Source organism: Streptomyces sp. NBC_01244 (assembly GCF_035987325.1).
Lineage (GTDB): Bacteria > Actinomycetota > Actinomycetes > Streptomycetales > Streptomycetaceae > Streptomyces.
Window position 1 is genome coordinate 368280 of record NZ_CP108488.1, and the last position, 15650, is coordinate 383929.

The 15650-nt window shown below is 68.3% G+C and carries 10 protein-coding genes; 4 read left to right on the plus strand and 6 right to left on the minus strand.

Features of this window, described 5'->3' with window-relative positions; all coding sequences use genetic code 11:
- Positions 1–47: 47 nt before the first annotated feature.
- The 6 genes from OG247_RS01565 to OG247_RS01590 form a co-directional block, all read right to left on the minus strand.
- Entirely contained in the window at positions 48–257 is a 210-nt protein-coding gene (locus OG247_RS01565) for a hypothetical protein (protein WP_327250444.1), read from the minus strand.
- A gap of 112 nt (positions 258–369) precedes the next feature.
- A complete protein-coding gene (locus OG247_RS01570; RefSeq protein ID WP_327250445.1) occupies positions 370–1380 on the minus strand; it encodes a formylglycine-generating enzyme family protein in 1011 nt (336 codons plus the stop codon).
- Between the two features lie 11 nt (positions 1381–1391).
- Positions 1392–2033 (minus strand): GTP cyclohydrolase II, encoded by a 642-nt coding sequence (locus tag OG247_RS01575; RefSeq protein WP_327250446.1) that lies wholly within the window; start codon positions 2031–2033, stop codon positions 1392–1394.
- On the minus strand, positions 2030–3895 hold the full coding sequence (locus OG247_RS01580; protein ID WP_327250447.1) for a WD40 repeat domain-containing protein: 1866 nt from the start codon (positions 3893–3895) through the stop codon (positions 2030–2032). Before OG247_RS01580 ends, OG247_RS01575 begins: the two co-directional genes overlap by 4 nt.
- Before the next feature lie 13 nt (positions 3896–3908).
- Positions 3909–5195 carry an MFS transporter gene (locus OG247_RS01585; protein ID WP_327250448.1) on the minus strand — a complete coding sequence of 429 codons (1287 nt, stop codon included), beginning with the start codon at positions 5193–5195 and terminating at the stop codon, positions 3909–3911.
- Positions 5196–5201: 6 nt separating this feature from the next.
- On the minus strand, positions 5202–7106 hold the full coding sequence (locus OG247_RS01590; RefSeq protein WP_327250449.1) for a WD40 repeat domain-containing protein: 1905 nt from the start codon (positions 7104–7106) through the stop codon (positions 5202–5204).
- A gap of 406 nt (positions 7107–7512) precedes the next feature.
- Here OG247_RS01590 and OG247_RS01595 point away from each other — a divergent pair, with 406 nt between their 5' ends.
- The 4 genes from OG247_RS01595 to OG247_RS01610 all read left to right on the plus strand — a co-directional run bounded on the left by OG247_RS01595 (position 7513) and on the right by OG247_RS01610 (position 15583).
- Positions 7513–8292 carry a flavin reductase family protein gene (locus tag OG247_RS01595; RefSeq protein ID WP_327250450.1) on the plus strand — a complete coding sequence of 260 codons (780 nt, stop codon included), beginning with the start codon at positions 7513–7515 and terminating at the stop codon, positions 8290–8292.
- Complete coding sequence (locus OG247_RS01600; protein WP_327250451.1) at positions 8289–9173, plus strand: carbon-nitrogen hydrolase family protein; 885 nt, start codon at positions 8289–8291, stop codon at positions 9171–9173. The genes OG247_RS01595 and OG247_RS01600 overlap by 4 nt, the downstream gene beginning before the upstream one ends.
- A gap of 360 nt (positions 9174–9533) precedes the next feature.
- The gene (locus OG247_RS01605) at positions 9534–13016 is read left to right on the plus strand and encodes an NB-ARC domain-containing protein (RefSeq protein WP_327250452.1); all 3483 of its coding nucleotides are present in this window, start codon (positions 9534–9536) and stop codon (positions 13014–13016) included.
- A 479-nt stretch (positions 13017–13495) separates the two neighbouring features.
- Positions 13496–15583 carry a PIG-L family deacetylase gene (locus OG247_RS01610; RefSeq protein ID WP_327250453.1) on the plus strand — a complete coding sequence of 696 codons (2088 nt, stop codon included), beginning with the start codon at positions 13496–13498 and terminating at the stop codon, positions 15581–15583.
- Positions 15584–15650: the final 67 nt, after the last annotated feature.

Genomic DNA, 15650 nt, shown 5'->3' on the forward strand with positions numbered 1-15650 from the left:
GCCGCTGATGTCCCTGGGTCGGAGCCGGTGACACGTTCTCGACATCCTCAGACTCCCGGACTCCCGGACTCCGATAATTCCGGATCGACGCACGTCGGGCTGGCAGGCTGATCCTTGACGCCGCTGTCGATGACGGCCACCGTGATGCCGCTGCCGTCCGCGACCTTCCACATCTCCTGGGCTTTCATCTTCGTGAGGTAGCCCCGAGGGTCGGAATCGGCGGCCGCCGGCATCACCGTGCCCGCGCTGACCGTCAACGCCGCGACGACGACGCCCGCCGCCCTCAGCCACGACCCGTGTCGACACCACCCGGAGGCTGACCGCCGAGGACCTCTTGCGGTTTGACGGTCTATAGGAGCTCAAAGTCGCTCACCTGTGGTGCGCCTCAGCGTCCCTACCGGGGTTGTCAGGTGCTGCTTCCGTCGGGTTGGGGAGGTTGCTTGTCGCGATCCGGAAGCCCACCGGGTACAGCGGGCCGGGGAATGCTCCGTGTCGGCGGCGGGTGCGGGTGAGGTCTCCGTAGCGGGCGAAGCTGCCTCCGCGGGCGACGCGGTAGGCGCCCATGGTCTCCACGAGGTGGTCTTCCACGTAGGGGCCTCCGGGATAGGGGAGGTAGAGGTCTGCGACGTACTCCTCGACGTTGCCGCCCATGTCGTGGACTCCGTACGGGGAGCGTCCGGCGGGAAAGGCTCCTACGGGAGTGGTGGTGTGCACTCCGGTCTCGCGCGTGTTGGCCGCTTCGGGGTCGAAGGCCTCCCCCCAGGGGAACGGCCTGCCGTCGTCTCCTTTGGCCGCGTGCTCCCATTCGGCTTCGGTGGGCAGCCTCCACGGGTGGCCCGAGCGCCGGCTCAGCCAGTTCGTATAGGCATCCGCGTCCTCGGGCTCGATGCCTGCGACGGGATGGTTGCTGCGGTCGTAGGGATAGGCACCGAGATACCAGGTGGTCGGGCGGCCGGGGTGGCCGGTGTCGTCGAGGAAGTCCCGGTACTCGCCGTTGGTCACGGGGTAGGTGCCGATCCAGAAGTCGTCGAGATGGACGGTGTGGGCAGGCGTCTCCTTGTCGATCCAGGACTGTTCGACACCCACGTGCGCCCAGGTGGCGACGACGTCCGCGACCGCCTCAGGTGGCAGTCCGATTTCTGTCCGGCCGCCCGGGACGAAGCAGGTGGCCGGTGTGGTGGTCATGCGCGGATCGCCGGTCAGGGCAAGGATTCCGCCCGCTGCCAGTCGTTGAGGCAGCGGTGCCCGCCGGTCGGCCAGAAGCGCGGTCAGTTGCTCGGTGCTCGTCCCGAGCAACTGGCGTGCCATCGACGCCGACGGGCGAACATCCCCTCTCTGCGCCAGGGCGGCCTGCTCCTGGAAGTGAGGGGAGTTCGCCACGTCCTCGAGCCTCATACCGTCTCCCGTTCGCCCAGGGCCAGGGTGTGCCCGGCCAGCCGTGCCTTCGCTTCGAGATAGCGGGCATTCTCGTCCGTGACGTGCACCGTGGTGGCGATGACGGAGACTACGTCGACTCCGTGGTCGCGTAGTTGCCGGACTTTCTCGGGGTTGTTCGTGAGCAACCGGATGCGCGGGACGTCCAAGGCGTGGAGCATCGCGGCGGCGACCGCGTATTCCCTCTCGTCCGCGCCCCGGCCAATAAGACGGTTCGCTTCGAAGGTGTCCTTCCCGTGGTCTTGGAGCAGGTAGGTATCCATCTTGTTGTACAGGCCGATGCCGCGGCCTTCTTGCCGGAGATAGAGGAGTATGCCGCCCTCGGTGGCGAGGAGTTGCAGGGACTCGTCGAGCTGTGGGCCGCAGTCGCAGCGGGCCGAGCCGAAGACATCGCCCGTCAGGCACTCGCTGTGCACACGGACCAGGGGGATGCCCGGACTCGTCTCGGCGAGCACCACGGCGACGTGTTCGCCGGGATCGGGGAGCCCGGTGAAGGTGAGCAGTTCGGCTCCTTGTCCTCCGGTGCGTTCCAGGGTGATGCGGACCCGGGCTCGTACGGTGACCGGAGGGGTGGTTACGGTCCGGGAAGCGTGCGTCATGCCGTCACGCCCTTCTCCTGGAGGCGAGCGGTGGCCGCCAGCTCGTTGACATGCAGGGTGCGCTGGAGGCGGACCTGCCCGTCGGAGTCCTGCCCGACCACCACGATCTGGCCGTCCCAGCCGGCGACGGCGACCCGGGACCCGTCCAGGGGGCACATGCAGGACAGGCCCTGGCTGAATTCCGCCAGTACCTGGCCGGACGCGAGGGTACGGGTGCTGTCGTGCCAGTCCACACGCCACTGGTAGAGCGCGAAGTCGTACGATCCCGCGAGGACCACCGGCGCGTCCGGTGTGCCGAGCAGCCCGACGCACTTCACGGATTCGTCCGGGCCTAGGAGCGTTTGCAGGTTCAGTATCTGCGACTCGCCGTTCTCGTCGACCTCGAACCGGCCGACCTTGACTGTGTGGTCGCGGGATGCGGTGGCTGCGATGGAGTCGTCCAGTACTGCCACGGCGTTGATCAGGTTGCCGTGTTCCCACAACGTGGCGCGTTCGCGGAAGGTGCCGGTCGCGACGGTACGGTCGGTGGCCGCGGACAGGAATCCGGTCCGCAGCGCGGTCAGCGACTTCACCGAACCCTGGTGTGCGGAGCGGCGGTCGACGACGTCCAGTGTGCGCGGGTCCAGGGCGATCAGTTCGCCGTTGTAGGTACCGGCGACAATCGTCTGCCCGCCGGAGCACAGGGACGGCACGGGGGCGCCGAGTTGCTCGCTGATGTGCGTGCGGCCGCCCTCGTGGCGGATCACGTGTCCGGAGTAGGTGCCGGCGTAGAGCGCTGTGCCGTGCGCGGCCAGCGAGAGGATGGGCCCGTCGGTCAGGTCCAGTCGGCGCACGGCGGCGGTGTCGAGGTCCGCGTCCAGGTCGACGGCCAGGACGCTTCCAGAGTCGCAGCCCACGAAGAGCTCTCGGCCCAGGACGACCATTGCGTTGGGCCCGTGGTTCACCGTGTCCGGGGCTGCCAACGGCTTGGCGGTGGCGCGATCGAACAGGTGGGGGCCGCCCCGGAAGCTGCCGACGGCTACTACGCTTTTTGCCACCGACACCGACCTGGGCCACACGCGGGCGTCGTACACCTGGTGGGTGCGTTCGCCTGTGATGTCGAAGAAGTGCAGGGATCCGTCGTAGGCGCCGACGACGAAGGTGGCGTCGTCCTCGGTCCAGTCCACCGTGCGGGCGGCGGAGTTGGACACCTGGATGGTGCGCAGATGGCCCAATGTGTCGGTCAGCAGGTCGATGGTGCCGTTGTCACAGGCGACCGCCAGGATCTTGCCCGAGTGGGACCAGGCGCAGCCTTCGATGGAGGAGTCGTAGTGGCGGACGGTGGGGCTCTGGTGGGTGTCGGGGTCGCTGACGGCGACCATTCCGTCTTCTCCGACGGTGGCGACGAGGCCGTTCGGGCTGACGGAGACCATCATGCAGTGGGCGGCGTGGGAGCTGACCTCGGCCAGGAAACGTCCGCTGTGCGCGTTCCACAAGGTGGCCCGGCCGTCCTCGGAGACGCAGATGAGGCGCTCGCCGTCGGGCATCCAGGCGACGGAGTTGATGTCGTCGGTGTGGCGGGCGAGGACGTTGACGAGGTCGGCCCGGCCTTCGTCCGGTATGCGCCACACGGCGACCGACTTGTCCGCCGAGGCAGTGGCCAGGAGCGCGCGGTCCACGGGGTTCCAGGAGGAGGCGTTGACGAGGCGGCGGTGGTGCAGCCGGGTGGTCTGGATCGGTTGCGTGGGGTCGGTGGTGTCCCAGATCAGCACGGTGCCGTCGTAGGAGCAGCTGGCGAGACGTCGGCCGTCGGTGCTCAGGGCCACGTGGGTGATGGGTGCGGCATGGCCTTTCGGGTTGGCCGGCAAGTTGATCGTGCGCATGGCTGTGTCCTTGCTACTTGACGGGTACGTCGCCGCTGACGGGTGTGTCGGTGCTGGTGTGGTCCGGGTCGCTCCAGTGCGGCCAGAAGCGGGCGAGGCACAGCAGTGACAGGCCTGCCGCGGAGCCGAGGAACATCAGGACGGCGGTGCTGCCGAAGGTGCCTTGGACCAGCGGGATGAGGAGCGGGGCGAGCAGCAGGGGCGCGCCGCCGATGAGGTTGAACAGGCCTTCGGCCCGGCCGACGACCTCGGGGGGCAGGTATTTCACGATGATCATTGCCGAGACGGCGGTCATGGCCGAGCGCATGGTGAAGAAGGCCACCATGCACGCCACGAAGCTCCAGGTGGAGGGGATGGCCATGGTGAACAGCGCGGCGGTCATGATGGCGGCTGACAGTGCCAGGACCGTACGTGGACGGGTGCGGGCCCGGGCCGCGATGTAGACGCTGCCCGCCAGGGCTCCGATGTTGGCCACTGCCTGTGCGGTGCTGACGCCGCTCGCGGACATCCCCCAGTGGTCGCGCAGGTACCAGATCATGAAGGCCAGGACTCCGATACCACTGGCGAAGTGCAGGGGCAGCGCGGTGAGCTGCACGTACAGGACTCGCTTCTCGGCCTTGATGATGTGCCAGCCGTCGATGATGTCGCGCCCGAGGCTGGGGCGGTCGAGGCTGGGGCGGTCGATCGCGACGGGCCGCTTCCTTGCCGGGGGGTGCACGCCGAGAAGCCACACGATGATCGGGGCGATGAAGGTGGCCGCGTTGAACCACAGCAGTCCGAGGTAGCCGACCAGGCCGACGCCGGCCGCGACGACGAGCGGGCCGGCGATGTTGGACGTCACGAACAGGCTGCTGAGGACGGCTCTGGATTGGGCGGCGTTGCGCGGGAACATCCCCGGTACTCCGGTGATCCAGCCGGCCCGGTACATCTCGCCGCCCAGTTGCACCAGCGCTGCCAGGCAGAACAGCGGCACGGTGGCGATATCGCCGGTGAGGGCGATGAGGTTGAGTGCCACTGCCGCGACGAGCTGGAGGAGGAGTCCGGGGACGACGAACACCCGAGGCCCCCACCGGTCCACGATCGCTCCCAGCCAGGGGCTGAGGAGCAGCATCGCCGGGGAGAGGGCGGCCAGGAGTGACATCGTGGTCAGGGAGCCCGTGAGCTCGTAGACGTACAGCGGGAGGCCGACCTTGTAGGCCGCCTCACCTAGGTTGTTCGCGAAGTTCCCGGAAGCGAAGATCAGGAACTTGCGATCGCGCCACGGGGGGAGGTCAGTGATCGCTGTGGTCTGTCGCGCCATCGTGTGTCACGCCTGACCAGTGGTGGGGTTGTCGTGGTGGGTCAGGGTGTAGTGGGCGGACCTGCGGGGTAGCCAACGGTCCTCGAGCTTGGCGAACGTTCCGGCTTCCGACGGCTTGTCGAGACGGTAGAGCGAGAGCAGACCGGTGCGGGAACCCGCCAGAAGGTGGGCGGCACCGTCGGTGTCGCGCACGATGGTGAGCGCCTTCGGGTAGTCCGGCAGGTCTTCGAGGAAGCCCACGAACTCGTCGTCGTCGTAGGTGTAGGCAGCGATTTGCATGCCGTAAGAACTCACGCACACCAGACCGTCGTTGATGGTGGCGTTCTCGGCGGTGTTCGACAGCAGGTCCGTCCACTGCCGTGTGACGCCGCGCCCCATCTCGATCTCTTTCAGTCCGCCGTCGCCCACGACGTAGACGAATCCGTTCTGGGCCCACATGCGTTTGGGGTATTCGCCTTGGTCTAGCCGCCAGGACGGCTCGGCCGACTGCTCCGCGAAGACGGCGATGACTCCGTTGCGGGTGGCCAGCACACGGTCGCCGTTGGGGAGGTAGGTGCAGGCCCAGACCGGCAGCCCGTCCAGCGTGAGGGTCTCCAGCTCCTCTCCGGTGACGGCGTCGAGTTCAACGGCGCCGGCATTGCCGGCGATCAGTGTGCGCGAGCGGTCGGGGGACGTCGCGACGGTGTGGAGGAGCGAGGGCAGCCGGCGGGTCCACAGCACTTCCCCGCCCCGTGCCGCGCGGAAGACGTGGCGGTCCCGGGTGATTCCGATCCAGCCGCCGTCGACGGGGGCAACACGGCGCGTGAAGCCGTAACCGGTTTCGTGGTCCTCCTGGATGCGCAGGGTCGGTCCGCTCGCGGTGTGGTGGACTTCGGCGACCGCGACGCCCGAGTCGGTGGCGCAGTACAGGGTCTCGGGGTCCTCGACCGACGGCTGGATGTCCCAGACGGCCTGGCGGCGGAAACCGAGACCTCGGACAAAGGTGCCGTCCGGAGCCAGTTGTACGATCTCGCCGTCCTGGCACAGGACGAAGACGTCACCGGACGCGCTGAGCGTGATGTCACTGAGCTGGTGCGAAAACCCGCTGACGGTACGCTCGATGCGCAGTTCACGCTCCGAATTGTCGAAGATGTGCAGCTCGCCGTCAAATCCTCCGGAATAGGCCCGCAAATAGTCGGGAGAGAAGATGACGAATTCCACATCATCACGGGCGAAGAGGCATTCGTCCAGTTTCTCACCGTCCATGGACACGAGGACGACGCCGTTGGCGACGTCAGCGGTCTCGCCTTCACCGAAGTCCTGAGTGCACCAGAACCGATCATGCCGGGCGTCGTACCGCACTCGGTGAATATTTCCGTCATCGAGTTTTACGAGCTGGGGGAATTCGAGCGTGGAGAAACTCCCGAACCGAAGGTTCCCATTCTTGTCCGAGACGGCATGCCGTGTCGGGTGGTCCGTGGATGCCCATTCCATGGGGCTGTCTTCACAAATATTGGGCCTGATTTCGAGCACGTCGAACGTCTCAAGGTCGAGGACCAGCATCTGTTGGTGATAGCCGCTGGTGATGAATACGCGCCCCTCCCAGATCCCGATGCCCCGGGAACTTACGGGAGAGGGCTCCTCACCTTCGATGAGCATAGAGGGATCGCACACCGTCGCGGGGTCCAGCCGGTTGACGATGTCAAGTGTGTCCAGGGACCAGCGCATCACCGCACCCATGCGGTCCTTGCCGATGACCCATCCGTCGGCGACCGCCAGCCCGTACAAGGGACGCCCGTGCTGCACGCGCGGCGAGGACCTGATGACCCGCAGCTCTTCGTCGAGGAGGTGCACGCGGCCGAACGCGTCGGAGGCGAGAAGCCCCACGCCGTCAACATGCAAGATCCGGATGATGCGGTCTGTCAACTCCACGACGATTATCCCTCGCGTAAACGGTACGGTGACGGGAAAGGGCCGGCCGAGCGAATCACAAGACCCCATCGGCCGGCCCCTGACCTGACAAACTCAGGCCTCAGGATGCCCTCAGGCTTACTTGTTGTTGCGCACGTTGCGGCGAACCGGCTTCTTCATGTTGAACACCTCCCACCCGGATTCAAGAGCGACTGATCTGCAATTCAGCGCTCCAACGAGATCCACTAGATAGGGAAGGAAAATTCTACGCAAGCGAATCCGCCGGTGACGTAGATCACAGATTCCATTACTTGACCATGGGCAAGTCCATGATCAAAGTGCGTTAGGGGGGATTTAGGCCACGGCGTTTTCGGCATGCCCAGAACCCCCGATATTCGGCAACAACGCTATCCCAGGCAGGGTGAAAATGTCCTCTACCATCCCAGCTCAGCTGTGGAAGACGCTGACAAGCACGATCGGGCTCGTCACCGTGCGCCACGAATCCGGCGTAAATGTCATGTCAGCGGAGTGGTCGTACTTCGTGAACAAGGAACCGTTGTACGTGGCCGTGGTGCTCAGCCCGCGCTCCGACACACGCAACCTGCTGCCCACGGCCAAGGAGTTCAGCCTTACTCTCTGCGCCGAGGAACAAGCCGAACTCGCCGACTTCGCCGGCAGCTTCTCCCTCGGCGACATCGACAAAACCAGCAGTGAGCTCATCGAGTTCGGCACACCGGAAGCCACCCGCACCCCCTGGGTCACCGGTGGCGTGACGGCCCTGGAGTGCGTGCTGCGCAACACCGTCGACTTTCCCGTCCACCGCATGTACGTCGGCGAGGTCGTCGCCGTCCACACCCCCGCGACCGCACGCAACCCCCTGGTCAAGCACGGGGCGATGCACTCCCTGGGAGCTCCGGTGCAGCGCACCGCCGTCGTCGCGGCAGCCCAGTTCCTTCCGGAGCACGCGATACGGATCGCCGCCACCGGACCCAGCGCAGCAGGCCCCGACGAATGGCACCTCAGCCTGCTGTCATCCGACGGCCAAGAAGTCCCCCTGGGCACCTACCCGTCCGCCGAGTACGGGGACTTCCTCCTCGACGTGCCCCTGCCCCAGGTCCCGTTCCCACTCTCCGATGCCCGGGTCAAGGTGGAACGTCCCGGAGCCAAGCCCGGCTACGCCCGCCTTTCCCCCATGACCTCCCGATGAGTGCGTCACTGCCCACTGCGCCCCTGCACCTCGCCGCCCTACAGACGGAGGCGGTACCCGGGGATGTGGCCGGCAATGCCCTGCGCGCCGCAGAGCTGATCTCCCGGGCCACGCGTCTTGGCGCCCGGGTAGCGGTCCTGCCAGAGCTCTACCTGTCCGCCTACGATCTACCGACCATCGCCGGCGCCCCCGAAACCTGCCAGATCGCGGCTGACGCGGCCGGCCACATCACCGACGCCCGGCTGAAGCCCCTCGCCACCGCCGCCTCGGAGGGGGCGGCCGTCGTCCTCTTCGGCGCGGCGGTGCGCAGACCCGACGGCACCTTGACCAATTCCGTCCTGGCCGCGGCCCCGACCGGTCGCATCACCGTCGTCTACGACAAGCAGAACCTCTGGCACGCCGACGAGGCGCGCCTGTTCACCCCCGGTTCCCGCGGAGGATGCGTCGAAGTCGACGGCTGGCGGCTCGGAATCGGCGTCTGCTACGACATGTCCTTCCCCGAACACGCCAGAGCCGCTGCCGCGGCGGGGGCTCACGCCTATCTGTGCCTCAGCGCGTTCGCCACCGGAAACGAACACCGGGCAGCCGTCTACCTTGCGGCCCGCGCTCTCGAGAACACCGTCTACACCGTGTTCGTCAATCCCGTCGCAGGCCCCGCGGACCGGCCGGCCAACGGCGGCAGCGCCATCTACGGGCCGGACGGCAGCACCCTGGACCGTGCGACGGCGCCCCGCACCGCGACGCTCATGGCCGAACTCCACCCCTCGGCCATCGCACACGTCCGGGACTTCCTCCACATGCTCGCCGAGTACCAGACCCAACAGCCGAGCCCCGCCGGCCGCCGCGACGGCGCCGCGCCAGCAGTCCTCAGCATCAGCTGAACCGGTCTGCGCTTCACCACCGAGGGATGGGCAACCCTCCGCACGGGAGCATGAACCACGGCTCCCTTGAGGAACAGCCAACCCCCAAGATCGAAAGGGCCGCATCCCCCGGTCGATAGCGGGGGATGCGGCCCTTGCCGGTTTCCCCGGCCTCCGGTGGGAACAGAGCTCCCCCGCATCGAACGCCGCGCCGAGAACGGTCCGGACAGGCAGGGAAAACCCCGCTCCCGATGAACACCTCGCGGTCCACCGACCACGGCGAAGGGGTGGTGTGCTGCGGGGCAGGCGGCGAGGATCAACCCCATGGGTTGGGGAAAGAACTTGGGCGTCCGTGCCGGAGTGGCCTGCTGTGCGGCCGCGGTGGTCTGGCTGGGCGCGATGGCGGTGCGCGACGGTTGGGGCGAGGCGGACCCCGTCGCCAGTGTGCTGGGAGCCACCGCGGGGATTGCCGCCCTCATCGCGGTGTTGCGCGCGTCCCGCACCGACCGGACCTCCGGGGCAGGACTCCCGCCGTCCACCGCGCCGACGGTTCCCGAGTGGGTGGTGGACAGGGCCGAGGTGAGGGATGTCGCCACCGCGGTGTGCCGTCGACGGGGTGGTGGGGCGGTGGGCATCACCACGGGCCTCCACGGTGCCGGCGGCTTCGGCAAGACCATGCTGGCCAACGTGGTGTGCGCGGATCCCAAGGTCCGCCGCCATTTCCGCGGTCGTGTCTACGTCGTCACGATCGGGCGCGAGGTACGCGGTCGATCGGCGATCGCGGCGAAGGTGGCCGAGGTGACCCGATATCTCACCGGCGACGCACGGGACATCGGTCAGGACCCCGACTTGGCAGGGCAACACCTGGCGGGCCTCCTCGCGGAGCAGCCCCGCATGCTGCTCGTCTTGGACGACGTCTGGGAGGCCGAGCAACTGGCGCCGTTCCTGCAGGGTGCATCTCGCACCTGCGTCAGGCTGGTGACCACGCGAAACCCCGGTGTGTTGCCACCGGGATCGAGGCCCATCACCGTGGACCGGATGTCGTCGCAGCAGGCGCTGGCGGTCCTGACGCACGGTCTGGATCTGCCTGAGTCGATCTCACGCGCCCTGGTCGACGCCACGGGCCGGTGGGCACTGCTCCTGCGCATGGCCAACCAGCGTCTGTCTGCTCAGGCCGCCACCGGCGCCGACCCCGCCGCCGCTGCCTACCAGCTCCTCACCCGGCTGCGTGCGCAGGGGCCGACCGGCGCGGACGATCCCGATGCCCCTTTGGACCTGAACGACCCCAAGCGACGCAACGCCGCCGTGCGCGCGAGCATCCAGGCCGCCACCACCCTGCTACCGCCCGACGGCGCCCGCCGCTTCGCCGAACTCGGCATCTTCGCCGAGGACGAAGCCATCCCCGTACCGCTGGTGCTCCTTCTCTGGCAGGCCACCGGCGATCTGGAGGAAGCACAGGCGCGAGCCTTGTGCAAGCTGATGGCGGACCTGTCTCTCCTCTCTCTCGACCCCGCCGTAACCGAGGGCGTCGTGCGGGTCCACGACGTCGTCCGCGACTACCAGCGCGCGGAACTCGCCGGCGAGCTGGCCGCGGTGAACCGCGCGTTCGTGGATTCCCTGGCCATGGACCTCCCCCAGGCGGCCTCCGCGTCGGACACCCTGACGCCCGTGGTCAGAGCGTGGTGGCAAACCGAAAGCCGCTACCTGCAAGATCACCTCATCGGACACCTCGTGGACGCCGACCAGAGCGACGTTGCGCAGGCGCTGGCCGGTGACCTGCGCTGGATCAGAGCGCACTTGGAGCGTCTGGGGCCCAACGCCGCCATCCGCGACCTCGATCGCGTTCGAACCCCTGCCACGCGCACCATGGCGCGGGATCTGGCCCGCGCCGCACCCCTGCTCGCACCGACCGACCCGCCCGAGGCCCTCGACGCCGTGCTCCGCAGCCGACTTGGGCCGCTTCCCCTTTGGAACACCCACCACATCCCCCTCCCCACCTCCCACCCCACGCTGGTCAACAAGTGGACCCCACCGGACCTGCCCGACCCGTCGCTGATGCGCAGCCACACCGACACGAACCACGGCGCGACCGCCCTGGCCGTCAACGCGCACGGCACATGGTTCGCCACCGCCGGCCAAGACGGCAGCGTTCGCATCCGGAGCGTCAGCACCGACGCGGAGATCAGGACCTTGGGAGGAGCACAGAACGGACCCTTGGGCACGCTGACCATCAGCCCGACGGACACGTGGCTGGCCACCGCAGGCGCGGACGGAACCGTACGCGTGTGGGACACGGCGTCCGGCGCTCACGTGCGCACACTCGCCGGCAACACCAGCTGGGTCACCGCACTGGTCTCCGATCCGAACGCCGCATGGCTTGCCACCGTCAACCGCGACGGCACCACACAACTGTGGAGCACCACCTCCTGGAAGCGGCTGCGCACTCTCGCCCTACCGACCGGCGCACCGGCTACCTGGTCCCCGAACTCCATACGCGCGACTGGCACAAGCCCTGACGGCGCCCTGCTCACCACAGTCGACTCCGCCGGCACAGTGCGGACCTGGAACACCGCCGACGGCACCCTGCTGACCACCGCGACCTGCGGTACGGGCCCAGTGCGCGCCGCCGCCCTCAGCCCGGACGGCAGCTGGCTCGCCATCGTTGGGAACGTTGGCACGGTGAGTCTGCACACCACTGACACGGGCACCGAGATCCGGACGCTGACGGCGCATCCCCGTGCGGTGGACGCCCTCTCCGTCAGCCCCGACGGTACGTGGCTGGCCGCCAGTGGCACTGACGGCACGGTGCGGCTCTGGGACGCGGAGACCGGTGCCGAACTCAACCCCCTGACCGGAATCGCCCACGTGCGGAGCATCGCCATCAGCCCCGACCGCACGTGGCTGGCCGCCCTCACACGCGACGGTGCAGTACGCATCTGTGACACCTCCGTCGGTACAGGGCCGACCAGCGGAACACGCCCCGTCGTAGCCGTACGTACTCTCGCGGTCAGCCCGGACGGCACATGGCTCGCGACGACCGGCGACGACGGGCTGGCCCGCACGTGGAACCCCGCAACAGGCGAGGAGACCGGAACACTGACCGGCCATCGTGGCCACCTCGACGTAGTCGCCATCAGCCCGGACGGCACCATGATCGCGACGAGCGGAAGAGACGGATCGGTACGGCTGTTCAACCGCATCACCGAGCAGGAATCGCACTCAACCCAGCGACGCCGTGCTCGGGCACTGGCCGTCAGACCGGACAACTCGATGGTCATCACGGTCAACCTCGAGGGCACGGCGGGCCACGTGACCTTTTCGCCTCCAGATGAGATCCGCCACAGCGGTCTTGCCAGTGCCGTCGCCGTCAGTTCCGACGGAACCTGGTTCGCGGTCGCCTGTTGGCATCACACCGAGATATTCACCGCCGACGGACGGTCGTGGGCACGTAGTCACAAACTTGGCCACGAGGAATGGGTAACGCACACCGACGTGTCGATCAGCCCCGATGACACTTGGCTGGCGGTGTCTCAGGACCGGGGAGCGATCCTAATCTGGGACACCCACAGCCGCCAGCTGCTACGGACGCTCAGCGGCCATACCGGTCAAGTCAACGCGGTGGCCATCAGCCCGGACGGCACCAGGATCGCATCGGTCGGCGCCGACATGACCGTGCGGATCTGGGACCCCGGCCAGGAAACCACACAGACCCTCATGCGCACGCGCAGTCCCCTGCATACCCTCGCCTTCGGACCGGACAGCCGCTCCCTGTACGTCGGTGGCGACCAGGGCCTGTTCGGATACTCCCTGGATCCGGCGACCACTCCAGGCCCTGACCGGGGACCGACAAGCCTAGGAAGCTGATCCAGGCAGGTCGGAGGCCTGATGCGGAGGGGTGCCCGGCGAGGGGCCCTCCCTGCCGCATCTCCCTTCGGACCTGGCCGAGGTCGCCGCGGATCGCCCCGGCCTGACGCCGGAACTTGAGGAGACGGCCCGTAGGGAGGCGTGGTTCGGGCCCGCAGATGCTCTGGCGCGTGACAGAGGCCTGCCTGTACAGCGACGAAGCAGCGTTGTGGATGCGAGGCAATGGGTGAGGAGCCCAAGGGGAGCGTCCTGCGCGGGCCCTGTGCAGACCCGCACACGGGCTCGCAGCACGAGGGCGTGGCCAGGGTGTGACAAGAGTTACACGGATCGCGATAAACGCGGCTTTGGCTCACTCCGTCTCCCCATCGGAGCGGGTTTTGATCACGTCTGCTCCGATCAGCACGAGCGGCCGGACGCGGAGGGGCGGTGCTGACGCCCCGAAACGAGCCCTGCCGGGCCGCGCACCGAAAGACCGATACATGACCTCCAGTCAGCACCGATCGACGCCGTCCCGCAGGCACTTCATGCTGACGTCCGCAGCGGCGGTGGCGGTCGTCGGAGCCGCCGGGTATGCGGCGGCTTCCTGGCCGGGCGGAACCGAAGGCGCGGATGACCGGGCGGGAACGGGCAGTGCGCAGGCAGCGCCCCTGGTGAGCAGCGAGTCGGTCATGCAGATCGTCGCCCACGCCGACGACGACCTGTTCTTCATGAATCCGGACACGGGCCATTCCATACGCTCCGGGCGTCCGATGACCTCGGTGTACGTGACGTCCGGGGAGGCCGACGGGATCAACGCCCCCGGGCACGCGTCCCCCGGGCACCCCATGCCGCCCGCCAACCGGGCGCAGTACGCCGAGGCCAGGCAGAACGGCATACGCGCGGCATACGCGCAGATGGCGACCGGCGACAAGAGCAGTCCCTGGACACGCACCTCCATACCCACGACCGGCGGCGGCAGCGCCGAGCTGGACACCCTCCGGACACACCCCCAGATCAACCTCGTCTGGATACAACTGCGCGAAGCGCGCGAGATGTACAAGGACGTACCGCACAGCCTCCGCGGTCTGTGGAACGGCCAGACCCCCTCGCTGGAGCCGTGCCTCACGTCCGGCACCCCGGCCAAGCCCATCAGTTACACCAGGGACCAGCTCATCGACGCGCTCGTGGGGCTGATGCAGCGCTTCCGCCCCACCCACATTCGCACCCTGGACCCCACGCCGGCCCGAGAGGGCGTCAGGCATCAGATCATCGATCACCAGGACCACGTCTTCAGCGCCCGCTTCGCCCAGGCGGCGCTTCAGAAGTACGCCGCCACCTCTGGCCGCCCGAACTTCACCGTCCAGAGCTACTACGCCTACAACACCAGCTACCTGCCGCACACCTTCGACAAGGCGGGGGCGGATGCCAAGGCTGAGACGGTGAAGACGTACGCCTGGATGGACCCGAAGGACAACTTCTGCGGCAGTGCCGCGGGTTGCGGCGACCGCAAGGTCTCCAATCGCCCGTACGGCAACAACTGGGCGCAGTCGGTCCGATACTCCCGCTCCAACTCGACCCGCTGGCTCCAGCCCGGCGACGACGGCAGCCTCTGGGCCTTCGGCGTCCTCGACCAGAAGCTCGCCGTCTGGCACAAGCCGTCCGGCAGGGACGACGCGTGGACGGGACCGAAGCTGCAGGCGGCGGTCGGCCTGCTCGACGCCGGACTCACCTCGGTGGGGCTGCCCGACGGGCGCATCGCCGTGTTCGGCACGTGCACCCACCTCGGCCCGGGTGCCGCCTACCGCCGTGAGGTCGTCACCGCCGTCCAGCAGCGCCCCGGGGGCGACTTCGATCCCTTCCGTCCGCTCGGCTCGCCGCCCCAGAGCGGCGCCAGCGTCCTGTCCGACCTGTCGGCCCCGTCCGCTGCCGTCGACGGCTCCGGCCACCTCAGGGTGTTCGTACGCGGAGGAGACCTCAGGCTGTACCAGATCGAGCAGGACGCGAACGGAAAGTGGTCCGCGTGGAGCGATATCGGTGGTTCGGGCCTGCACGGCGACCCGGCCGCCACGACCGACAAGGCCGGCCGCGTCCACGTGCTGACAGCCACCCAGAAGTCCGTACTCGTCTGGGCCCAGGCATCGCCCGGCGCCCCGTTCTCCAACCGTCCCCAGGAGAGCGGCCTGCCCGCGACCACGGTCAGCGGACTCTCCGCCTGTGCCGACAGCGACGGCGACGGGATACGGGTCTTCTTTCGCAAGCCCGACTCGGGGGCCGTCCAAACCGCCGTCCTCGATGGCTCGGGCCGCCGCCCGGTCGTGCTCGACGTGGGCGGAGTCGGGGGCTACGGCGCGGTGGGCCTGTGCGGCCCCGCCCTAGCCGGCCGCGGCCCCGACGGCACCCTCGGCACGGCTCTGACCGGCAGCGGCACACCGCAGTGGACCACCGCCGAGCTGCTCATATCGGGTGCCCCCGCCGGCGCCGGGACCGGATCGGACGGCTTCCTCGCCGCGCTGGGTCTCGACGCCAAGCTCTACTGGGCCCGGGCGCCCGAGGCGGACGCACCGAAGTGGAGGCTCGCGCCCGGATAGTCAGAGGCTGGTCGAAAGCTCACCACGCAGGTGCGGAGACCGCGGAGACCCTCGAGTGGACTCCGGA